Annotated in this window: 20 protein-coding genes; 1 reads left to right on the forward strand and 19 read right to left on the reverse strand. The window is 49.1% G+C overall.

Features of this window, described 5'->3' with window-relative positions; translation table 11 throughout:
- Positions 1–43 precede the first annotated feature (43 nt).
- The 15 genes from NE619_RS10910 to NE619_RS10980 form a co-directional block, all read right to left on the reverse strand.
- Positions 44–1,138, reverse strand: coding sequence for an aldo/keto reductase (locus tag NE619_RS10910; RefSeq protein WP_256132448.1), 1,095 nt, complete (start codon positions 1,136–1,138; stop codon positions 44–46).
- Positions 1,139–1,398: 260 nt separating this feature from the next.
- Entirely contained in the window at positions 1,399–2,802 is a 1,404-nt protein-coding gene (locus NE619_RS10915) for a glycosyltransferase family 2 protein (RefSeq protein WP_256132449.1), read from the reverse strand.
- Between the two features lie 17 nt (positions 2,803–2,819).
- Positions 2,820–3,899: a HEAT repeat domain-containing protein gene (locus NE619_RS10920; protein WP_256132450.1), complete on the reverse strand. Its 1,080-nt coding sequence runs from the start codon at positions 3,897–3,899 to the stop codon at positions 2,820–2,822.
- 3 nt (positions 3,900–3,902) lie between these two features.
- Positions 3,903–6,050, reverse strand: coding sequence for a hypothetical protein (locus tag NE619_RS10925; protein WP_256132451.1), 2,148 nt, complete (start codon positions 6,048–6,050; stop codon positions 3,903–3,905).
- A 12-nt stretch (positions 6,051–6,062) separates the two neighbouring features.
- The gene (locus NE619_RS10930) at positions 6,063–7,469 is read right to left on the reverse strand and encodes a CotH kinase family protein (RefSeq protein ID WP_256132452.1); all 1,407 of its coding nucleotides are present in this window, start codon (positions 7,467–7,469) and stop codon (positions 6,063–6,065) included.
- An 18-nt stretch (positions 7,470–7,487) separates the two neighbouring features.
- Positions 7,488–8,174, reverse strand: a complete 687-nt coding sequence (locus NE619_RS10935) for a DUF4956 domain-containing protein (RefSeq protein ID WP_256132453.1) — start codon at positions 8,172–8,174, stop codon at positions 7,488–7,490.
- Between the two features lie 12 nt (positions 8,175–8,186).
- Positions 8,187–8,873 (reverse strand): polyphosphate polymerase domain-containing protein, encoded by a 687-nt coding sequence (locus NE619_RS10940; protein ID WP_256132454.1) that lies wholly within the window; start codon positions 8,871–8,873, stop codon positions 8,187–8,189.
- A 39-nt stretch (positions 8,874–8,912) separates the two neighbouring features.
- Entirely contained in the window at positions 8,913–9,812 is a 900-nt protein-coding gene (locus NE619_RS10945) for a hypothetical protein (protein ID WP_256132455.1), read from the reverse strand.
- Positions 9,813–9,867: 55 nt separating this feature from the next.
- The gene (locus tag NE619_RS10950; RefSeq protein WP_256132456.1) at positions 9,868–11,775 is read right to left on the reverse strand and encodes a sensor domain-containing diguanylate cyclase; all 1,908 of its coding nucleotides are present in this window, start codon (positions 11,773–11,775) and stop codon (positions 9,868–9,870) included.
- A gap of 204 nt (positions 11,776–11,979) precedes the next feature.
- Positions 11,980–13,623: a family 10 glycosylhydrolase gene (locus NE619_RS10955; RefSeq protein WP_256132457.1), complete on the reverse strand. Its 1,644-nt coding sequence runs from the start codon at positions 13,621–13,623 to the stop codon at positions 11,980–11,982.
- 165 nt (positions 13,624–13,788) lie between these two features.
- On the reverse strand, positions 13,789–14,877 hold the full coding sequence (locus NE619_RS10960; RefSeq protein WP_256132458.1) for a glycoside hydrolase family 10 protein: 1,089 nt from the start codon (positions 14,875–14,877) through the stop codon (positions 13,789–13,791).
- On the reverse strand, positions 14,874–15,785 hold the full coding sequence (locus NE619_RS10965) for a D-2-hydroxyacid dehydrogenase (protein ID WP_256132459.1): 912 nt from the start codon (positions 15,783–15,785) through the stop codon (positions 14,874–14,876). Before NE619_RS10965 ends, NE619_RS10960 begins: the two co-directional genes overlap by 4 nt.
- Positions 15,786–17,066 carry a M16 family metallopeptidase gene (locus NE619_RS10970; protein WP_256132460.1) on the reverse strand — a complete coding sequence of 427 codons (1,281 nt, stop codon included), beginning with the start codon at positions 17,064–17,066 and terminating at the stop codon, positions 15,786–15,788.
- Entirely contained in the window at positions 17,067–17,624 is a 558-nt protein-coding gene (locus NE619_RS10975) for a Fe-S-containing hydro-lyase (RefSeq protein ID WP_256132461.1), read from the reverse strand.
- Positions 17,625–17,634: 10 nt separating this feature from the next.
- Entirely contained in the window at positions 17,635–18,477 is an 843-nt protein-coding gene (locus NE619_RS10980) for a fumarate hydratase (protein ID WP_256132462.1), read from the reverse strand.
- Between the two features lie 248 nt (positions 18,478–18,725).
- On the opposite strand from NE619_RS10980, the gene NE619_RS10985 reads away from it, so the two are divergent.
- Complete coding sequence (locus tag NE619_RS10985) at positions 18,726–19,817, forward strand: Rpn family recombination-promoting nuclease/putative transposase (protein ID WP_256132463.1); 1,092 nt, start codon at positions 18,726–18,728, stop codon at positions 19,815–19,817.
- Positions 19,818–20,015: 198 nt separating this feature from the next.
- Here the strand turns inward: NE619_RS10985 and asrC are convergent, their stop codons facing one another.
- From asrC to NE619_RS11005, 4 genes are read right to left on the reverse strand one after another with little or no spacing between them, the layout of a single operon-like run.
- Positions 20,016–20,981 carry a sulfite reductase subunit C gene (gene asrC / locus NE619_RS10990; RefSeq protein ID WP_256132464.1) on the reverse strand — a complete coding sequence of 322 codons (966 nt, stop codon included), beginning with the start codon at positions 20,979–20,981 and terminating at the stop codon, positions 20,016–20,018.
- A 12-nt stretch (positions 20,982–20,993) separates the two neighbouring features.
- Entirely contained in the window at positions 20,994–21,788 is a 795-nt protein-coding gene (gene asrB / locus NE619_RS10995) for an anaerobic sulfite reductase subunit AsrB (protein ID WP_330640719.1), read from the reverse strand.
- Entirely contained in the window at positions 21,775–22,797 is a 1,023-nt protein-coding gene (gene asrA / locus NE619_RS11000; protein ID WP_256132465.1) for an anaerobic sulfite reductase subunit AsrA, read from the reverse strand. Before asrA ends, asrB begins: the two co-directional genes overlap by 14 nt.
- 2 nt (positions 22,798–22,799) lie before the next feature.
- Positions 22,800–23,567: a formate/nitrite transporter family protein gene (locus tag NE619_RS11005; RefSeq protein WP_256132466.1), complete on the reverse strand. Its 768-nt coding sequence runs from the start codon at positions 23,565–23,567 to the stop codon at positions 22,800–22,802.
- Positions 23,568–23,589 lie beyond the last annotated feature (22 nt).

Genomic DNA, 23,589 nt, shown 5'->3' on the forward strand with positions numbered 1-23,589 from the left:
ATTTCAAGTGCCCGCCCCAGCTAGAAAGGCATAGGCGTTTTCATCATTTCCCGAAATAGGAACGAATCTCAGCCATCCGCCGCGCCTGATCCACATGAAACGGACAGCGGGAATCACAGTGACCGCAGGCTGTACAGTCCGCAGCCTTTTTCTCAAGGTTCGCATAATGACTCTTTGCCAGCGCGTCTCCGGCCAGCGCCAGGTCATAGTATTTATTAATCAGCCCCACGTCCAGCCCGGCGGGACATGGCTGGCAGTGATTACAGTAAACACAGACCCCTTCCGCATCCTTCGGCGCCAGACTGCCTAAAATCGAATAATCCTTTTCTTCGGGCGCTGCGTCAAAAAATCTCAGGATGCGCCGCAGGTCCGCCCGATCCCTCACGCCGGGCACTACGGTAAGCACAGCCGGTTTATCCAGCACATACTGCAAACACTGATATTCCGACAGCGCCCGTCCGAAGGGCGAGGTTTTTTCGTTCAGCAGCTGCCCGCCGGCAAAAGCCTTCATAACCGATATCCCCACGCCTTCTGCCTCACACCTGCGATATAAGTCGGCCCGCTCATCAACGCTTCCGATGGCATAATCTCCATGGCGGTAATCGTATGCCGGATTAATACTGAACATGAGCATGTCGATTAAATCCATGTCCAGCACCTTATTGGCAATGCCCGGTGTGTGGGAGGACAGGCCAATATGGCGGATTACCCCCTCCTTTTTCAGCTGCTGGATATAGTCAAGAGTCCCCTCTGAAAGCATTCCCTGCAGATCGGCCTCTTCATCAATGCAATGTATAAACCCGAAGTCAATATAGTCTGTCTTCAGGTTTTTCAGCTGCCAGTCTATTGACCGCTTGATGGCATCCAGACTGAGCGTCCAGCCATACGTTCCGGTATGATATTCCGCGCCGAAATGGACTTGAAAATAAACCTTTTTCCGGCATCCGGCTGTCGCACGCCCAAAGGCAGGAAAAGGAACTGCGTCCGCCGATGCCATATCAAAATAGTTGATACCCTCTTCCAGGGCCAGCGCAATCGTTTCCTCGGCTTCTTTTTCTCCGGCCTGGCCCAGGGAACTGGTTCCCAGGCCAAGGGCGCTGATTTTCTCCGCCCCTCTGGGCAGTATACGGTATTCCATATGTTCTCCTTAATATGCTTTTTAAATATATGCTTTATGCTTGACAATTCTTCTCTCAGGATAAGCATATTGTAACGCTCCCATTGTTTCATGTCTAATGCTTATAACATATCGTTATCTATGCCTGGCGCAAATATCTGCTAACCCGGAGGGGGCCGGCCTCCCCTCTACCGACCTCGCTCCAGGGAATCACCTAAAGCAAAAGCAGGCGGTCCGCCACCGAACACCTGCTTTTCAGATTAAGGTTATGGAAAGCCTTCCTAATTGGCCGTATTTTTCTTTCTGGTGATATCTCCCCAGTAATCCTTGTACTTCCGGTACTGAACAAAAGCGCTGAGCCGGAACAGGGTAATCAGCTGCCGGAACCCAAAGGCTTCAATAAAAGAAAACAGCAGCGCCTTGCCGATCTGCCAGACCTTGACCTCGGTATTGGTTAAATAGATACGGGACAGGAAAATTGTAATGGTAATTAATGCGCTGAACAGAATGAACAGGATGAAATAGCGAATCATGAAATCAAAATAGATCAGCTCTAAGTAAATGGCCGCTACAATGTTCAGCAAGCCCACCAGCTCAATGAGCGGGCCAAGACATTCCACCACCAGATAGTAAGTCATGGACACCATGCTGACCACGCCGTAACTGGGGTTAAAGATAATGTCCCGGTGAAGGGCGATGCTTTGAATCAGTCCCATGTGCCATCTTCTTCTCTGTTTTTTCAGGTCGCTCAGGGATTCCGGCACCTGGGTCCAGCAATTGGCAGTGGCCACATTGATGATCTTATAGGGGATGCTGTTGCATTTGCAGTAGTGATGCAGCTTCACCACCAGCTCCATGTCTTCGCCGACGATTCCCGTATCGTATCCGCCGCAGGCCACCGTAAGGTCCTTGCGAAAGAGCCCGCAGGCCCCGGAAATAATCATATTGCCGCTGAATCCATTGAAAAACAGCCTTGAGCCGAGAAAAGAACGGCAGTATTCCAGCATTTGCAGCAGCACCAGCCACTTTTTGGGAAAGGTCAGGCTTTTGATCTCCCCTTCTACGATCACCGCCTGATTGGAAACCTGAATCATGCCGCCGCAGGCAATGATTCTGTCATCTTCCAAAATCGGTTCCATGAGATTTTTTACCGCGTCCTTCTGCAATACGGAATCAGCGTCGATCTCCAGAAAATAGGCGTATCTGGAAGCATTGATACCCATATTGAGCGCATCGGCCTTGCCGCCGTTTTCCTTACAGATCAGAGTCAGATGTATCTGGCGGTGGACCGCTTCCCAGATCTCCTTTACTTCCTGACAGGGCACCTGCCTGCGGATCGGCCGCTTTATCAGGGTCATCTGAAAATAGTCGATGACTGTCTGCGCCGTCGCGTCTTTGGAGCCATCATCCACTACAATGATCTCGAATTCCGGATAATCTACCTTTTCAATGGATAAAATGGTGTCAATAATCGTCAGGGCTTCGTTGTATGCGGGTACAAGGATGGATACCGGCATATATCCCGAAGCATCGGACAGCGTCACTTCCGAAAGAAAGGTCTTTTTCCGCGAGTCCTTTTCCAAGGTCAGCGCGCCGACCAGGGTGGAAAGGAACAAAAATCCGGAATAGAGCAAAATATATACAAAGAAAAACACATTAATAAATTCAACCGTCGTACGCAGCATATCCGTCCCTGCCTTTCTTATTTCACTACTTCCTCTTGCTTTTTCAATGCGTAGCGCATGATTTCCCTGGCGTACCGGTCCTGGGAATTCAGCACGTCCTCCAGATTCTTGCGGCTGCAGAGAAACGCCAGCGTCTCCGCGTTGTTAAAACGAATATACCAATTGGAATCGTTGAGCCTGCTCTTGGCCGCCGCCACCGTTTCCTGCGACGGATAATTGCGCAGGGTTCTGGCCGTTACCGCTGCGTACTCCCAAGTCTCCGACAATGCGAACCGGATCAGAACGGACTGTGCGCGGGCATTGTAAACAGTGCCGAAATATTTGATAATCCGCAGATTCACTTCTTTGTCTTCTTTTTCGCTTTCCAGCATGGAAAGCAGCCTGCCGCATACCGCCTGATGATCGTTTCCGTAAAAATAAGTGATCACCGCCAGCTTGATGTAATCGCTGTATTGGTCGATTTTATCCAGCAGTTCCTGAATCAGCCGGTCGTGATCACCGTTGAAATCCGTCAGCGTGTCGGTGATCATCTTGTCGTTCATTCGCGCCTCCCTGCGGTCCATCACATCCAGCGCCTGCATGAGCAGTCCCGTATTGCCCAGCTTGGCAATACTCCGCAGCACTTCCATGCGAATGGCTACCGACGGCTCGTTGAGGCATTTAATGAGAAACGCGCCAATCTTTTCCGAGTAAGTCTGATGATACCCCACAAGACAAACCAGATAGTTTTTAATCAGCACGCCTTTTCGCTGAAAAACCTCAATATACTCCTCCATGCTTTCTATTGCAAAGCGGTTCAAAAAAGGCCGGTCTTCCTCCCGGCAGCACTGCTCCACCTGCAGCAGTGCTTCATGAAAAATCAGCAGCCGTTTGGGGCGAAATCTGGCTGTTCGGTTCTTTTTTCCGCTTTTCTTCTTTCCTGCCATGTCCCGGACCGCGTTCTCAATACGCAGCTTTTCTTTCTCCACTCTCTGCGGTTTCTTCTTTTTGTCCCGATAGAGGATAAAGGTTTCATAAGCATTGTAAATGCAGATACAGATGCAGAAATAAATGAACAAATATAAAATTGTCAGATATTGCTCCGAGACCGTATGCATATTCTAAGCCCCTTCTTTCAAGTATTTGCCGTATATCTCCTGCATGTAGTAATAGGATTTTTTGATCCGCTGATGGTAGGTGGGAAGGTTTCCCCAGCCTTCCAGCTTCATGGCCGCAAACCCGGTTGAGCTCACCTGTCCGCCGCGTCCGCCCTTTCTGGTATAGAGCGCCGTATTGAGATGGTTGATGGAGAGGTTCTCCACCCCGTAATGCTTGTAATAATCATCGTGAATGCGCATATTGGAAGGATCGCTGAAGTTAATCAGTCCCCAGGGGATGCGGATCTCAATTTCATCGCCGCTGACGCAGTAATCGGTCAGAAAATTGAATTCCCTGGAATTGGGATTGCCGTTTCCTGGCCGCAGCTTGCCTGTATTGAAGAGATCGGCCGGTTCCCATTCATCCTCCGACAGCTTCATGCTGCGCCGCAGATACAGCTTGATATCCTCGAAGACCCCGCTGTCCTTATCCGGCGGATCCAGGTAGGGATCGATCCTATGTATGTACGAGCCATACAGTGTTTCTGTCGTATTATAGTATTCCTGCACCTGAATTTCGGCGTCTTTTTCGCTTTTGATTTCAATGACAAAGTCCGCCGGCATACTGTACTTTAGGCCGTGGGTTTCATCTTTTACCGCGCCGGATTTTGGCGTTGTGTCAAGAGGGATGTACACATCTTCTTTTTCCAGATCCAGATCCTTTTTATGGACCCGGATATAGAGCGCCCGTTCATCGTACACCATGGACAGTGACATATCGTCTTTTTCGATGACGGGCTTCACACTCTGCCATTCGGAAATATCCCCGTCCACATAACAGATACTCCGTACCTCACCCGGATCAAAGGTAATGATTCCGAACATCTGCTCGTTGGTCTGAATGTCGCTCCAGAAGGGCGTTCTGGTGCTGTCGATATTGGGCCAGGTATTCCAGGTTCGTTTGAACCATTCATCCTGCCAGGTGAATACCATGCCGCCGGCGCATCCCGAATCCATGATATCGGTAAACAGCAGCTGCAGGCCTTTGCCCTGTTCATCCTCGCTGAGATTTCCCTGGTCCAGTCCCCGGTTGAGGTCTCTCTGCGCGATCCCTCTGGCGGAAGGCAGACCGAACTCCGTAACCAGTACCGGCTTGTCGGCATGATGCTTATTCAAAGCCTTCAGGTAAGTTTTGTATCCATTTTTCCTGCCATTTTTCAGAAACTGCTTTTCATAATACATGAAAGGCGGATAATAGGGATATACGTGGTAGGAAGCAAAGGTTCCCGATTTTACCGCGGCTTCCTGACGAATATGTTCCACATCCACTTTTACGAAATTGTTGGTTCTCTCTTTAGACCAGAGCTTATGATCCAGAGGGTCGGTTTCCGGCCAGTTGGCAAAGGCCAGAAGCCTTTGCTGAGAATATTTCTTCACTTCATATTCCATCATACGGTCGCCTGTCTCCGCCAGGAAACATTCAAAAGGGGAAGCTCCCTCTTCCGTGCTGAAATAGGTTCCCTGATACTCCTTGATCTCGTCCCGTTTGTCATTGGTATAGACCACCAGATCCGGCTCCCATTCCACTCCGGCCACATAGCCGATGACATAGGGAGAAATATCCCACTCATACTCGCCTGAGCCATAGTCGGAGTTAAATCCGATATGACGTCGTCCGTGTATGATGTCCACCACTTTTTTGCAGTCATCGATAAACGCGTCATGAACCTCTTTGGAAAAAGCGTCCAGATGAGACCGCATAGCGTAATCGTCCACCCATATGCCGTGGATCAGATAAAGAGGATTTTTTCTGCCCTTGTTGTAATCGTAAAACGCTTTGTAAAAAGTATCGTTTTGAATCGTATAGATCCGCAGCACATTGACATTCATCGCCTGCATCATTTTGAACCACTGTATATAGGTATTGTAATTGATGGCGAAATCCGTAGCATAATGTCCCGGATATCCTGATCCCATATTCATTCCGCAGACCGTAATCTTTTCCCAGCCGCCGTCTTTTTTCATCAGGATGTCCTTACCCTGAGTCTTTGCCTGTACTTCAAGCGGCTTTCCCGAATCCGGCGTCCAGGGAAAGCTGGTATTATAATATACGTAATTGAGGCCCATGTAGCCCAGCAGCAGGCAGGCGCATACGATCAAAAATTTTTTCATCCCTTTGCCCCCTTAATTGTATGGCTTTACCATAGACTCGTGGCAATACTGCTTCAGTACTTCAATATTTTCGTCCATAAACTCGATCCTTTGATGGATAAAGGATTTGAGCTGGCCGATGGCCTGGTCATAGCTGCGTATCTCCCTCTTGGGGTCGTCGAAAAAACGTTTCTCAAAGCTATATCCCCACTTTTCAAAATTCCGGTCCACGGCAGGACCCAGGTACTCCCTGACGGAGTCGATATAGCTGAACAGATAATCCTCACTGAGATAGGATTTTCGCAGCACCCGGTAACGGTCGATCACATCCTGCACAAAGGTTTCATCCTTCATCAGCATCATAAACCAGGGCTTTCCGTAAAGAAAAAAGCCCATGGGATTTTTATCGTACAGTCCGAATGAGTTGTTGAAGTCCCAGACCGGCCCCATGGTCAGTTTGCCTCCCAGCGGCCGATAGGCGTAGGTGGAGTAGGAGCCCTGGTCCAGATTGTTGGAGAATTCGTTGATTACCACATAATCAACGAAGGAGTCCACATCGATAAAGTTATAATATCCATAGTTCCATTCGTCGTAATCCAGTGAATACAGCAGCTTTTCAATTTCATTGATATCATCGCGGATCCAGTCATAGGTCTGCTCGGTGATGTTTTTTCGGTTTGGGTAGAGGATTCCCAGTTCTCCCTCCGTATAACCCGCCTGTTTGCCGAAGGTCATCACTGCGTCAGAGGTTGTGTTCGGCCGATTGCGCTCGATAAGATAGCTGGTTTCAATTTCCTTTGGATCATACTCATGGAGATCCACTCGGTCCTGATCCACCTTAATGGTTTCTGTCATCACATATACGCCCTGATATTCTCCGTTCAGGAACACCTCGCAGAATCGCACGTTGGGGGCCCAGGCCATAATTTCGCCGGACAAATTGTACATCATATAGTTACGCATAAGAGATTTATCCAGAAAAGGTCCGTTGAGAATCCAATCGCAGTCCGCGGCCATACCCATTACTTTTAAATTCCTCTTTTTCTGCTGGTCTCTGCCGCTGCGGAATTCCATCCGATAAGAATGTTTGTCAAAGTGACGCGAAGAGGCTCCGCGGATATTGATCGTCGATTTCGTATCGATATCGCTTTTGTCAGACAAATGATGGTTAACGCCTTCTTTGTCGTAAATTTTTATCCGGCAGAAGATCTCTTCTTTATCGATGGGAATGTTCTTTCCCTCGGTGTCGATGGATACCAGGGGAAGATGGGTACAGAAAACAGAATCATCATGATCGCAGGCCTTTACTGTCTGTGCCTGCTCATGCTGATGTACCCGCTCGTCGGTATTTTCATTGGTCACGTCTATGTACCAGTTGGCGGCGGCCGCGATTACAAACACTGCCAGAATCGCCGCCGCGCATAGAAGTCTCCTTTTCATATCTGTGCCTCGCCGCCCTTATCTGCTCATATCATCGGTCTGCATCACCAGGTTTGCCGCGGAGAGGGTTTCCAGCGCAAAGAGCCGCTCCGTCACATCCTCTTCATGGGTGCGCTTTGCCTTTTTCAGCGCCCGCTCACTCAGCTCGTAAATGAATTCCACTTCATTTCCCTGCATATTTTTCGCCCGCAGCTGAACATTCCTGAAATAGAGGAACATGATGGATTCCACTTCCTTCTCATCCTTCTGGCCGCAGCGGATGATATAGAGGTATTTTCCATCGGTCCGAACCTGCCCCATGACAATGAGAAACAAAAAAATAATTCCGCTTCCAACGGCCGCTAAAGCAAATTGGGCGACACCGCAGCAAATCCCCACCGCAATGCACCAGAAAATAAAGGTGGTATCCCTGGAATCCTTCACTGCCGTACGAAAACGCACAATGGACAGGGCTCCGACCATACCCAGGGACAATGCGATGTTATTGCTGATGACAGCCATAACCATCGTTGTGATCATGGACAGCATGACTAAAGACACATTAAACCGTTTGCTATAGGCAACACCGGTGTAGGTTATACGATAGGCAAGGAATATCAGCATTCCCAGCACCAGGGATATCACGATGCTGATGAGAAAATCCGTCAGCCCCTTGTCGTTCATATACGTAAAGTTTTGCAGGTTATCCAATATGTACTGCTTCATCAATGTCCCTCCTCAGTAAGTTTTCAGTCTTCCCAGCACATACTTGCTGTTGGACTGCGGCAGCTGGTCGATCAAAGCCAGCGCGTCCTTAATATAGCTCATTAAAAATCCGTCGTATTTAACCTCCAGAACGCCCGTGTCCTCCGGCATCAGCGGATACAGGTTGAGATTCTCAGAAAACAGATTCAGATTACTGTCCGAACCGCGCACTTTTTGGTCAAAGGTGATTCGGATGCGATTGGTCTCATGGATGAAGGCCGTTCTGTCGTATTCAATGATTACCTGCGGACGATAAACGCCCAGAGTCATCTCCTGATAAATATACGCCGCCACCTCTTCTTCCATATTTCTCAGGAAATTAAAATTTCCCTGCGCCAGCTGCTTCGCCTGCTCTCGGGATACGTTCAGGGAAAACTTTTGCTGATCAGGTCCGTGTTTCACCTTCAGCTCCAGCTTAGCCGTTTTATCCTTTGGTGAGTAGACCCGCAGGCGTATCTTTCTTTTGGCGTAATTCCCTGCCAGCACATCGCGCAGATCCTGATTATGGATCGAATCAAAATAAAGGGATCGGACTTTATAGCTACCGTATTTACTGCTGTAAGCGTCCCTTTTCATTTCCTTGTCCAGCAGCTGCGCCAGTCTGGCGTACTGTATGACCGAAATTCGGTATTTGATCTCTTTTCGAAAAACCTGTTCCATTGTCACCTCGCAAAAATCCGGTATATCCGTATAAGTACATCATTTTTTGCTGTCACCCTGTGTATCTTCCAGAAGCTCCAGGACCGGCTCAAGGCAGTGATAGGAGAAAGACAGATCTTTGTACCGGATCTGCTCTTTCATCTGCTCAAACATATCCTGCGCAGCGGACAGCCCCCGGTTATAATAAGTGATCTCATCGGTCAGATCATGATATCCCGGGCTTTGAAATTCCGTAATGGAAATAATTGGCTTACCGGCCTTTTTACACATACCCAGTTCTGTCTCAATGTGGCTGTATTCTTCTCCCACATAGTAATTCATAACCGCCAGTTCATCGCAGGCATCCTGAATCAAACTTTCCAATATCCCGGAATAGTCATTGTCGAACCAGTAGGGCACGCAGATGATGGTGTACAGTTCCTTTTCCTGCGCATATTGGTAAAGCGCTTTCATGTTCTCTAAAAAGGCGGCCATGACGGTCTGCCGGTCCTGACCCCATTGTTCCAGAAGGTATGGCTCGATATCCAGTACCACTCCGGCCAGTTTTTCTCCATCTGCTGCCTGTTCATTGTAAGCAGCCAGAGCTTCCATACGGCCCTCAGCCTCCGCAAGCCCCCGGTCCTGCGCCCACTGGGGCTTTCCCAAAAGTCCATAGCAAAGGCGGCCGTCTCTGTTTAAATGTTTTACGAATTTCTCCGTTTCCTTCTGATCCGGTTCCTTTGGAAATGCCTGAAATACGCGGCCGATGCTCAGCTGCTCAGCCGCATGGTCCAGTGAGGCCCGCTTTTCTTTATCTGAAAGCAGATCATCAGACCAGCTGAAAATACTGGTCCGTGTCACCATTTTTTCCGCAGGTCTTGAATATATTGTTATGGCAGCGGCGATTCCTGCTGCCATAAGCAGGCAAATCGCAAAAATAAGGATTCCCTTTTTTCTCATCGACCTTCCCTTTTCCGCCGTCTGTTGCGCTTAATGCATCACGGCCGTGCGTCCTCTAGTAAATCGTATACCCTTTCTTTCCCTTTTCTTTGGTTCGATAGAGGGCCTGATCCGCATTCTTGTACAGGGTCTCAAAGTCCGTTCCTGCTTCCGGAGCAACGGCAACGCCGATGCTTGTAGAAATCTGGCAATACACATCTCCGTCGGTAAACGGATACTGAAGCACCTGAGTAAGGTTTTTCGCTTTCTTTTCCACCAGTTCCGCCGATGAAGCCGGCACAAAAACAACGAACTCGTCGCCGCCGATTCGTCCGACAACGTCTTCCTTTCGGAATTGCTGTTTGATCTTCTGCGCAAAGTCGGCGATAACCTGATCGCCCACCACATGGCCGTAGGTATCGTTTACTTTCTTGAAATTATCAATATCCAGAATAAAGAACGCATATGTATTCCCCTGAGCTTCGGCAAGAAGCCTGCGGATCAGCTCCTGAGTGGCCGCTTTGTTATAGAGCCCGCTCAGAGAATCCCTCTGCATCCTTTCCGCCATCTCCATTTCCCTGCTTTTCTCGCTGTCGATATTCTGGCGGTAAACCATCATCCTGACGGACTGGTCGTCTTTCCAGAAGAAAATACGTGCCGTAATCCTCATCCAATAATATGTATATCCGCCATCGTTGGTGATCATAAAATCGTAGCGCAGACTTTCCTGTCCATCTTCGTAAGTTTTGAGCACGTTTTTCACGGAAAAGGTGTCCAGGTACCCTTTTCGGAACTCTTCTTTAATCTGCTCTTTTGCGATCACTTCCAGCGCTTCATCGTATGGCGTATTTTTCGGAACACCCAGACTTTCAAAATAGCTTTCCGTCTCTTCGCTGGCCGCCCGGTTGTGGGTAATGTCGATTTCGTAAATGTTTTCATACATTTTTTCCGTTTCGGTCTGGAACGCCTTGCGGTGCGCTTTTTCTTTCTCCACTGTCAAATTTACAATCTGTGCGTTGTATTTACGTATGATATTGGTAATAATGATTAGAACGGCTCCAATCACTATGATTACCACAGCTATACCCATGAGGAATTGCCGGTTCAGGCTGTTCTGCATAGCAGTTGTATCGTTTTCTATGATCAAATGCCATTTTAGATCCGGAACGTATTTGGTGACAAGAAATCCCTTTTCCCCTTTGGAGGAATACCAAAAGGACTGGGTTTTCTGCCGCTCAGAAAGAATTCCCGTCTTATATTCTTCATAGCCGCAGTCATCAAAAAGGTCATTTTTTATAAATCCGGTCTTTGTCGTAGAAATTTCAATGTTTCCATCCGTATCTACCAGATAAGCACGCAGATTAAAGGATTGTTCATACTTGCGGAAAATTTTCTGCAAAGTATCGACACTGAACCCGACGCCCACGATGCCCATAACTTCTCCGTTACGGGAATGAATTTTACAGTTGATAAAGATCGTGATGCCGTTATCCGCGGACCGGGCTTCATCATTATCAATGTTCAGGGCGTGGTCCTTCGAATCGTCCAAAAAGTTGTAGTACCACTCGTTCTCCGGGTCGCCTTTTTTCAGGACGCGGTCAACTCCTGTCTGAAAATGATAGTAACGATTGGTCTTTGTGGATACCAGAAAAACAGAGTCGTAATTGTATTGCTCTTTGTAGGCCAACAGATAATCCTTCATGGTTTTCAGGAAAGCCTCATCATTTTTTCTTGTTTCTTCTTCCGTCAAAAAGGTTTTCAGCAAATTGTCATTGGCCATTGTCAGGGATATATTGATCGGCTTTGCAAAAATCGAATCGATCTGGTGATAGATGCCTTCCGACGTCAGCTTGGAAATATGTTCAACATCTCGCTTGAGCATACCGTTGTTGGAATAGTAGCTGATAACGGATGTCAATAAAAAGCCCAGAATAATTACCGTACAGATGAATATATTCGTTCTTATTAAAACATTTTTTCGCATTATGGATTGCCCCGCTTTTTTTCATTATAGGCCGGCAAGTACAGCAGCAGTACAGCAAAAGGCCTGTTTTTTTATAACCATTATACTTCTTCACTTAGTACTGTAACTTCCTTTTTACACGAACGGTGCATTTTTTACCCATATCGTCTTTTGCATTTAAAACCATCCTCCATGGGCTATGGAGGATGGTTTTCGGTTTTGCGGTTATTTTGCTTTTTTACTGCTGTATGAGCTGTAGCTGCTGTAAACCCGTTTACCTTTCACAGTCTTATATGCTCTTACCTTGTAGTAATAGCGTTTACCCTTTTTCAGCCTCTTATTGGTATATTTCCCGGCCTTTCCGCTTTTGACCGTCTTAACGGTCTTGTATTTTCCTGATTTTTTCGTAGCCCGGTACACCTTATAGCCCGATGCTCCCGAAACCTTCTTCCAGCTTACGGTAATCTTTCGTTTACCGGCCTTCGTCTTGATGCTCGGTGTCTTTGGTTTGGCTGCTTTTGATACTACGGACGAGAACGAATAATAGGTACCGCCTTTATAGGCCCTGACTTTATAGTAATACTTTTTGCCAGTAGTCAGCTTGGAGTTTTTGTAGCTGGTAGTTCCACTTCCGGCAGTCTTGATCTTTTTATATTTTCCGTTTTTGCTGGTGGCCCTGTATATCTGATAGCCGGAAACGCCGGTGATCTTATTCCATTTAACGGTCAGGGCGTTGTAATTGTTGTAGGAAACGCTGACCCTTGGAATCCGTTTTACCATCTTATTCAGGTTGCTGAGCTCTGTTTTCGCCGCGCTTCGATACAAATCTTTGGCGCTGAACAGGGAATAGCCCTTGCAGCCGTAAGAACGGAGGATATTCAGCTGGTCCGCCAGATTGGTGGATTTCTTTTTCCAGCCCGGGTCATCGCTGTATTTGATACCGGTCCGGTAGGAGGCCAATCCAATATACATCGTGGTTCCGTTTTTATTTAAATTTTTCCACTGTTTGATTCGGTTGGTGAACATGGTGGTCTTGCCGCTTGAACCCCACTGGTTGGTCCAGTAAATCTGCGGCATGATGTAGTCGATATATCCTGATGAGGATAACCAGGTATCCACATCCGCTCCCGCGCCCCGGCAGTTGTCGATATTGCCCTGAGGACTGATGCCGAACTCAGCTCCGCTGTTGATGGATTTTACGGTACTGTAAACGGATCTTACCATTTTATTGACATTGCTGCGCTGTGTTTTGGCGGAAGGCTCCTTGGTTGTTGTGACCTTGCCAGCCGGATTTTTATAGCCCTTCTTTGCGTGATAAAAATAATCGTCAAAGTGGATGCCGTCCACGCCATAGGCCATGACTTCCCTTACTGCGGTTTCAATCCTCTCAGTAGATTCGTCCAGGGCCGGGTCCAAATAGTAATTCATATCGATGCGATAAGGATTCATCCAGGCGTGAAGCTCCATACCCTTCTTATGGGCCAGCTCCACCATAACTTTCAGTGGATCGAAGGAATAAGTCTCCGCCGCGGTCTTTTTATCGGAAGCTTTTGAAGTCAGATAGGAAGAGGCCTTGAAGGTATTGCTCTTCCATGCCGCGTCATCAAAGGCCCTTACGTGAAAATACACGGTGTTGATGCTGTTTGCCTTCGCTTTATCCAAAACTCCGGAAGCTTTGGAGCGGAAGGTGGATTCACTGTTGGTTTTCATTCCCAGAGAACCGAAATCCACATAGGCCAGCCAGATTCCCCGCACTTCCTGATTGCTGGCAGCGCTGACTTCCTCCGCCTTGTTAAAAGGCAGAATTCCCAATACGCTGGTAATGGCGAAAACACATACTGTAATAATTGCTGCGATTCGTTTTTTCATTTTATCCTCTTTATGGTACTAAAGCTGTAACTGTTATAGATACAAATGTTTTAGCGTTCTATGGTTTATTATAAAGCCCCCGGGCCTTACAGTCAACAAAAGTCATCTTGCGCCATGGGCGGGAATTAATAATACATTTTTTAATCCGTTGCCATAGCAGCCGCCCTATTTTGCTTTCAGTTCACTGCGATAGTTTTCCAGCTCTTTTTGCGCACCTTCGCGGAAAAAGTCTTTGGCGCTGAACAGTGCGAATCCCGCGCATTGCTGTTCCCTCAGCCGGGCGATCTGGCCGGCCAGAATATCGCTGTGCTTCCCCCACCCCGGGTCGTCGTCCTCACTCTTACCTGTGCGGTAAAGAGCCAGGCCCACGTAAAGGGGCAGCTTCTTTTTATTGATGGAAATCCATTCGTCCAGCGTATCCGTGAACATTTTTTTCCGCCACGCGGCGCTGTGTTCATCGGTCCAGTAGATTTGAGGAACGATATAATCCACATATCCGTCCTCTGACATCCAGGTCCGCACATCCGCTCCTATGGATTCGCAGTAGCCTGTGTTCCCCGCGGGGCTGATTCCAAACCGGAGGTTTTCTCCGTATTCCTTTACTTGCTGATACACGGCACGGATCATTTTATTGACATTGCCCATTTTTTCCGCTGTGGGAAGATTGGTGCTTTCCTGATAGAAATAATCATCAAAATGGATGCCGTCCACCTTATAATTGTCCAGAATCTCCCTTACACTGGCCAGGATCTCCTCCGTAGATTCCTCCGCTGCCGGGTCGAGAATCGCTTCGTCCATATTGTGGTTCCGGTACGGGTTGAGCCAGGCGTGGATTTCCATGCGGTTCTTATGGGCCAGCTCTGTCATCACAGCAAGCGGGTCGTAGGAAATTTGCTCCTCCCTGTCCCATATATATCTGCTCATGGGAAAACGGCTTGATGGATAGGCTGCGTCCCGAAAAGCCCGCACATGAAAATATACGGTGTTAATGGAGTTTTTTTCCGCCTCCGCAAAGAAAGCTTCCGCGTTCTTCCTGAACTGCTTCTCGTCCTGATTGTACAGACCCAGGCTTTTGAAATCCACATATGCCAGCCACACCGCCCGTACTTCTCCCGTTTCTTTGTTCTCTCTGCTGTGACAGGCTGCCGCTGCGATCGCTGCGGCCAGTAAGATTACCACCAGCACCAGAACGGTTATAAGCAGCTTTTCTTTTTTCGTCAGGCGGCGTTTCCGCCTTCTCCTTCTCCTTTTCATACCAGACGGTTCAGGCGTTCGCCCCGAAGAAAGCTCTCCAGATTGGCCGCGCAGGTTTCGATGACAACGCGCCGCGTCTCGACAGGGCTAAATCCGATATGCGGCGTTATATAACAATTTTTAAGCCCTACCAGAGGGTTGCCCGGCTCCGGAGGTTCCTGCGTCAGCACATCCAGCCCCGCGCCGGAAAGCTTTCCGGATCTGAGGGCTTCCGCCAGAGCCTCTTCATCCACAAGACCGCCCCGCGCCGTATTGATGAGTATGGCACCGTCCTTCATTCTGCCTATAAGCTCACGATTGATCATTTTTTCCGTTTCTGGCGTCAGCGGGCAGTGGAGGGATATCACATCGGACTTGACCGCCGCTTCCCGGTCCCGGCTGTAGACGTTGACTTTCATGCCGAAGGCTTCTGCGATTTCCGCTACCTTTCTGCCAATATTCCCATAGCCCACAATTCCGATGGATCTGCCTGCAAGCAGGGTAATGGGGGCCTCAAGGAAAATCGGCTGCTTGCTGTCCTTCCACTCCCCCGCGGCAATGGACCGATCATACAGATCCACCCGGTTGGCTACCGAAAGCAGCAGAGAAATGGCCTGCTGCGCCACTGCGTCGGTGGAATAGGCCGGCACATTGGCCACGGCGATACCCAGCTCTTCGGCGGCAGCCAGATCCACATGGTTAAAACCGGTAGCTGCGATCCCGATAAATTTTAAGGCCGGGCACTTTTCCATCACTTCTCTTCCGAGGCCGCAGGAATCAATCAAAACCGCTTCAGCCTCCCGCAGATGCTCTTCAAGTTCCTCCGCCGATGTCCTTTCATAATTTTTGAACTCGCCCAGTTTTTCGATGGGCTCCCAGGAAATATCCCCCGGGTTAACGACTCCGCTGTCTAAAAAAATAATTTTCATTTATTTCTCCTCATCAAGCTGCTGCAAAATTTCTCGCATTTCGCGCTCTAGTTTTTTGGTTTTCTTCCCCTTTACGGTCACGGTCAGATTATTCAGGGCGAAAATCTCTCTGGCAAGCCGGACAATATCCTCAGGCGTTACGCATATGAATTCCTCCCTGCGTTTTGCCAGATCCGAGCAGGTGTGGCCCAGAATATGGGCTTCGTAAGCCTGCGTCCAATTGAGGTTGGAGGCATGATCCAGAATCAGTTCACTGTTATCAATGTACACGGCTTTTACATAATCCAGTTCATCGCGAATCCCTTTTTTCAGTTCGCAGAACAGCTCCATCACAATCCTGACAGAATCCAGCAGCCGCAAAGGCTGCACTTCGTATTGAAAATACAGGCTGCCAATATTGCTGTACTGTTCCAGGCCCGGGTCAAAGCTGTAGATATAGCCGGATTGTTCGGAAAGGGCCTGGTGTATCTTGGAATTTTCACAGTCAAAGAGAATATCGTAAAGCAGCATGTAAGCTGCCTGCGAATATTTTCTGCTGTCAATGTCAAAGGAAAAGCGCACCACCGTATCCGAGCTTTTTTTGATGGCCAGTCTGCCTTGTCTGAGAAAAAAGTCCTTGGGCACAGGCGCCATATTGGTCCGCTCCACAGAGGATGTTTTTATATGGCAGTTTTCCACCGCATCCGCCAGATAGCGAATATCCGCTTCATCCGCACGACCTGTCACGTAAAAGAACAGGTTGTTGGAAACAAAGCATTCTTCATGGGCCCGCCTGAGGGTCCCCTTTCCCATTTTGTCCAGTCCTGTGCTTTTTCCGGTTATGGGCCGCACCAGGGAGGTCCCGTTCCAGACGATTTCATTTGTAAAGTATCCAAGGGAGCCTCTTTCATCATCTTCCCGGATCTCAGCTTTGATACGCTTGCGTTCAATATCAATCTCTGCTGCGGGAAGGTCGATGGCTTCGAACAGCTTCACAAAGACATCAATGGCTTCCCGGATATGCTTGCTGGCGCCGGTAATCTCAAACTGCACGAATTCCTTGTAGGTACAGGCGTTGAACATAAGCCCCAGCCGGTCCAGATACGGGTAAAGCTGTCCGTCCATGAGCCAATTGATATTGCGGATCACCACATGCTCCAGAAAGTGGGTCACTCCGTTTTCTTCCTCTGTTTCATACATACTTCCTGCTTTGAGATACAGTCCGATGCAGAAGCTGTGAAGATGCTGACCGGGATAAGAGAATATTTCCACATGATTTTTGGTAACGAATTTTTGCTCCATTTACTTTCTGCTCTCCAGATATGCCGCTCTGCCTTCCTGATACAGATCCCCGCCGTGACTGTCTAAAACCACGGTCACCGGAAAATCCTTTACCTGCAGCCTGCGCACAGCCTCTGCTCCCAGATCGTCGAAGGCGATGATTTCAGCTGTCTCTACCCGCTGGGCCATCAGGGCCCCGGCTCCGCCAATGGCTGCGAAATACACCGCTCCGTTTCTCAGCACCGCCTCTTTTACTTCCTGTGAACGCTGGCCCTTGCCGATCATTCCCGTCTCGCCCAGATCCAGCAGGGTCGGCGCGTAGGCGTCCATGCGGTAGCTGGTGGTAGGGCCGGCGGAACCGATGGGATTTCCCGGTTTCTCCGGTGTGGGACCCACATAATAAATGACCGCGTTTTTTATATCAAAGGGCAGCGTTTCTCCCTTTTCCAGCATTTCCACCATCCGCTTATGAGCGGCGTCTCTGGCCGTATACACGGTTCCTGTCAGCAATACTGTGTCGCCGGCTTTCAGATCCTCAAATTTCTCCTTTGTAAAAGGTCCGTTAATTCTGTATTCCATAAAAATCTCCTTATAAAACCATTTCTGCGTGTCTCGATACGTGGCAGTTGATGTTGACCGCTACCGGAAGACCTGCTATATGAGTAGGCGCAGTCTTGATTTTTACGGACAGAGCAGTCGTCTCTCCACCAAAACCCTGCGGCCCGATTCCCAAAGCGTTGATCCGCGTCAGCAGCTCTTCTTCCATTTCCGCGTAGTACGGATCGCTGTTTTCCTCGTCAAAGGGAATCAGCAGCGCTTCCTTAGCCATCAATGCCACTTTGTCAAAGGTGCCTCCGATCCCCACGCCCACCACGATGGGCGGACATGGGTTGGCGCCGGCCTCTTCACAGACTTTAACCACAAAGTCCTTTACCCCCTCCGCACCGGCAGACGGCGGCAGCATTTTAATCTGACTCATATTTTCCGAGCCGAATCCTTTGGGCGCAAATACGACCTTCACCTTGTCTCCGCTGACAATCTCATAATGAATGTGCGCTGGGGTATTATCCTTGGTATTGACTCTCCGCAGAGGGTCCCTGACCACTGACTTTCTCAGGAAACCTTCGCCGTATCCCCTGCGAACGCCTTCATTGACCGCATCTGTAACAGAACCTCCGGTCAAATGAACATCCTGTCCGATCTCCAAAAACACACAGGCCATTCCCGTGTCCTGGCACAGCGGCAATACGCCCTCCTCTGCAATGGTGATATTTTCTTCTATCTTTTCCAAAACGCCTTTGGCTACCGGCCAGGGTTCCTTTTCAGTCCTGCCGGAAATGGCGCGCTTTACGTCATTGCTCAAAAAATGGTTGGTCTGTTTTGCCATTTTTTCCACAGCCGCCGTAATCTCTTTTACATCGAGTGTTCTCATAATTCCTCCCTGTTTGTCCTCATTTATAAATATGCCAGCTGGGCTTCCCATATGTTTAAAAACATCGATCCTTTTGCACCGTTCCCTGCGTCCTGCACATATCAAACGAAAGCCCCAGTTCTGCTTTTCCTATTATACGCTAAAACCCTTTCCCATACAAGGCAGGACCAATTTACACATTTACATTTATTTCCAAATATTATATAATTGTAAATAAATGTAAATCAAAGAAAGGAGAATTTTTACTTATGCTGACTCTAAAAAATGACATCATCTTTAAAGCCGTTTATGCCAGAGAGGATAAAGCCTGCAAACAGGCGCTTATCGCTGTATTGAACCTGATTTTAGACCGCCGGGATGATCCTATCACCTCAATTTCTTACAGAAATCCCTTCAATATCCGGGAACAGCCCGACCAAAAAGAAAGCATTCTGGACATCAAAGCCGAAACTACAGATGGAGAGCTGCTGAATCTGGAGATTCATCTGGTCTACGATCCGTATTTCATCAACCGCAATATCTATTATCAAAGCGGGATCATCACACAGTCCTTGGAAAGCGGGGAAACCTATGATAAAATAAAGAAAACAATCAGCATCTATATCGTTGATTTTTCCCTGTTTCGCAAAACGGATCAGTTCCACTGCTGCTTTATGCTCAAGGAAGTTCGGGAGAATTTTCTGCTGACAGACCTGCTGCAGATGCACTACCTCGAGCTGCCGAAGGTCAACCCTGGCCGCCGCAGACAGGTGTCCCAACTGACTGAACTGGAACGATATCTGGAGTATCTGCGATACGCCGGCGATCCGGAAGAAGCCGCTTATGTGGCAGAGTTGAAATCACAGGGAGGAAAGGAGATCGCTATGACCGAAACACTGTTGAAAAAAGCTACAGCTGATGAGATCATCCGGGAGCAGGCCATATCCCGGGACAAATTCCGAATGCAGCAGCGCCATCAAAAACAATACATCAGGATGCTGCAGGAAGAAGCTGAAATGGCCCAAGAAGAGGCTGAAAAAGCCCAGGAAGACGCTAGGCAGGCTCAGGCAGAAGCCAGACAGGCTCAAGAAACAGCAAGGCAGGCCCAGGCGGAAGCAAAGCAGGCCCAAGAAGGCATTAAACAGTCTTTGGAAGAGGCTGAACAGGCCCGAAAAGAGACTAAGCAGGCCCAGTCGAAAGCAAAGCAGGCCCAAGAAAAAACTATGAAAGTTCAAGAGGAAGCTGCGGCAAAGGAACAAGCCTTTATAAAAAAGATGTACGCCAGCGGCATATCCCTTACACAGATCTCAGAAATCACAGATCTGCCGGAAGCTGTTCTGAAAAAACTTCTGAACCGGTAATTCAGGCTGCCGCCGGGTGGGACCGGCCTCAGGGCAGCAAGTAATTCACAAAATACAACGTTTAAAAGTACCCACTTTTAAGCAAGCAGCACGGATATCGTTATCCGCACTGGTTGCTTTTTTTATGCAGGAAATAGCGAATGTGTGACGTGGCATGCCCTGCCGAAATTTCACCTCGTTCGCCATCCATGAAAAATTTTAACGATAGCGGATGCCGCCCCAGTACAGCGGGCTTATGACTTCCGCTCCTTTGGGCAACTCCACATCCCGCATCGCCCATTTCAAAAATTCTTCCGTGCCGGTGCGGTCCACGATATATCCCACATGCTCCTTGCCACCCGGCGCATTGGGATCAATATACTCTTTTACATAATCATATGTGTTGAGAATAATTTTGATGATGCTTTCCTCATCCACCCATTTGATGAAATCCACGCCCAGCCGCGGATTCTTTTTGCCGCTCCGCCCCAGAAGGGTCAGGCGGTAACGCTTTTCGCCCTCTCTGGTCCAAGCCCTGGTGGGACAGGCCAGCGCGCATTCCCCGCAGCCGATGCAGGTCTTGGCATCCCGCTCCACCTTATAATTGCGGAAGGTCAGCGCTTCCACCGATTTGGTGCGGCACTTTTTCACACAGGCCTCGCAGCCCACGCAGCGCTCCTTCTCATAATGGGGCCTGCTCATGCCCATGATGCCGAAGTCGTGCATCCGCACCTTGGCGCAATCATTGGGACAGCCGGTCAGCGCGATCTTAAAATGAAGGTCATTGGGAAAAATCGCTTTTTCAATTCGCTGGGCAAAGGCGGAAGTATCATAGCAGGCATAGGGGCATACCCGGTTGCCGATACAAGCGGTCACGTTTCTCGTACCTGAGGAAGGATAGCCTTTTCCAGGCGTTTGCTGGTTGATGTTCAGCCCTTCAATAATCGGCTGCAGCCGCTCATTGACAGCCGGCATATCCTCATAGCGGATTCCGGGGATCTCAAAGCCCTGTCTGCTTGTAATATGTACCGTGCCGTTGCCGAACTCATCGGCGATGGCCTTTATCATACCCATATATTCTGTGGGCAGATGGCCTCCCGGCACCCGTACCCTGGAGGCTGTGATCCCTCTCACCTTGGTCACGCGGAAGGCGTTTTTCTTCAAAGCTTTTGTATTGATATCCATGTTTTTCCTCCTTTAATCCACCAGACGTATGCCTTTGGTAAAGTTGAACACCGGCCCGTCCAGGCAGATATAGGTGTCATCCACCTTGCAGTGACCGCACTTTCCGATGCCGCAGCACATTTTCCGCTCATGGGAAATCCAAATGTTTTCCTCCGCAAAGCCTCTCTTAAGAAGTGCGCCCGCAGCAAACTTCATCATCACAGGAGGGCCCACAACGACGGCCGCGGCCTTAGAAACGTCCGAAAGTTCAAGTCCGGGAATGAATTCTGTCACCAGGCCCACCTTACAGTCCTTAGTCTCTTCCCCGGAGTCCACTGTCAGAATCACATTCATCACCTTTCTCCAGCGCTGCAAATCCTTTTTAAAGAGAATATCGGTAGCTGACTTGAATCCGGCGATCAAAGTCATGGACTTGACCTCCTGAGGATGGGCGGCAAAGTAATCCACCACGCCCCGGACCGGCGAAAGCCCCGTGCCCCCGGCCACGACGACCAGTTCTTTTCCTTTGTAGGTATCCACGTCAAATCCGTTTCCGTAGGGGCCTCTGAGAAACAAACGGTCGCCTTCATAGTGTTCAAAGATTTCGTCCGTCACCTTGCCCACCTTGCGAATGGTCAGATCGATGCTGCCCTCATCAATGCCGCTGACGGAAATGGGAGCCTCGCCGTATTTGGGAAGGGAAACCTCGAAAAACTGCCCCGGCTTCACATCCCCTTCGTAAGCCATGCGGAAGGTGTATTCGATATCCGTATGGCGGATCACTTCTTTAACCTCTGAGAAAAAAGGAACATATTCATTCTGCATCATGGTTTTCTACCTCCTTTTGGGCCTCTTCCAGCTTGCCGATGCAGCCGGAGAAGGATATGTATTCGGGACAAATGCGGTCGCATCTTCCGCAGCCGACGCACATATGATAGCCAAAGCGTTTGTTGTAGTCATAGATTTTGTGCAGCACCTTAAACCGCATCCGCTCGCCGTTCTTCTTCCGATAAGAACCGCCGCCGGCCACATCGGTGTAACCGTCTACCATACAGGAGGCCGCCACTCTCCGGCGTTCGCCCACTTTTCCGTTATCCGTATAGAAGATATCCTGCATGGTAAAGCAGGTGCAGGTGGGGCAGGCAAAGTTGCAACGTCCGCAATTGATGCATCTGCCGTCGTACTCATCCCACATCCCGGATTTTGCGACGTCCAGCGTCAGATTTTCGGGAATCGTCACCCGAACCTTGGTCTCCGTCACTGTGGAAGGTGTCACCGGCAGTTTTTCCTGGCACAGCTCTTCCAAAATTCCATCCCACTCTGCATATTTATTATCCAGCTGATAGCCGCCATCCTTCGGTTCCATGCTCAGACCGTAGAAATCAGCTGACGCTGTTCCCATATCCACGCAGAAACAGTCTTCAAAGCAGGACTTGCAGCCCATGAGCACAAACTTCACATTCTCCCGGATTCTCTTATAATAGTAGTCTTCATAGCCGTTTTTCAGGTAGATTTCGTCCAGCCGTTTGACCGCGTGCAGGTCGCAGCTTCTCAGGAAGATCACGGCTCCCTTCTTTCTGCCGTCAGCCTCCTTCATCTGGTTTTCCGTGAAAAAGAACAGGGTTTCCGATAAAGGCAGCAAGACTTCTTTAAAAGAATAATCGGATTTTTCATCAAAGACGATGTCGGAGGCTTTCGCTATTTTTCCGTAACGCACCGTGTCCGTGTCGGAAAACATTCCGTCATCCTTCATTTTTACAGGAGCATAAAGCTCGTAGTCCGCGGACAGCTCTTTCAGGAAACGATCCGCTTCCCTTTCTTTCAGATAATAGCCCATGATCACGCCTCCTTCTTTCTGCTGATCAGATAATACGGCACTGCCAGCACCAGCGCACCGGCGATCAGATTGCCCAGAGTCACCGTAAACAGGTTGTAGAAATAGCCGCTCCAGCTTACCGCCGCTTCCATGGGTGACAGCATGGAGATGGTCAGCAGTGTCATGTTGGCGATGCTGTGTTCAAAGCCGGTGGTGATGAAGGCGAACAGACACCAGAACACCATAATCAGCTTACCGCTGTCGGACTTGCATCGGAAACCGCACCATACGGCCAGACATACCAGCGTGTTGCAGAGAACGCCCCGCAGAAGAAGCGGCAGAAAGTCGATGCTCATTTTCGTGGCTGCGGAATCGGCGATGAATTGACCCACCGGACCTTCCGCGAATCCGGCGGCATAGAAAATGATTGCCAAAAGAATGGAGCCGGCCCAGTTGCCGATAAAGCACACGACCCAGATCTTTACCGCCTGGCCCCAGCCGGTTGTTTTTTCAAGAGCCCCGGCTGTCATCACAAAGTTATTTCCAGTAAAAAGCTCCGCTCCGGCTATGATTACCAGGCTCAGGGCGATACCGAACGACAGGCCCATGACGATCTTCGTATAGGGAGCGCCGTCCAGCATTCCCCCAATACTGAAAATCAACAGAATCCCGAACCCGATGTACATTCCGGCCAGCATGGACGCCAGAAAGTAACCCAGCGGATTCTTTTTCAGAAAATCCGCTTTTGCTTTGGCTGCCTTTGTCACAGCTGTGAATTCCTCCATAAACATAAAATATCTCCTCCTTCGTTAT

The sequence above is a fragment of the Anaerovorax odorimutans genome (assembly GCF_024459955.1).
Taxonomy (GTDB): Bacteria; Bacillota; Clostridia; order Peptostreptococcales; family Anaerovoracaceae; genus Hominibacterium; species Hominibacterium odorimutans_A.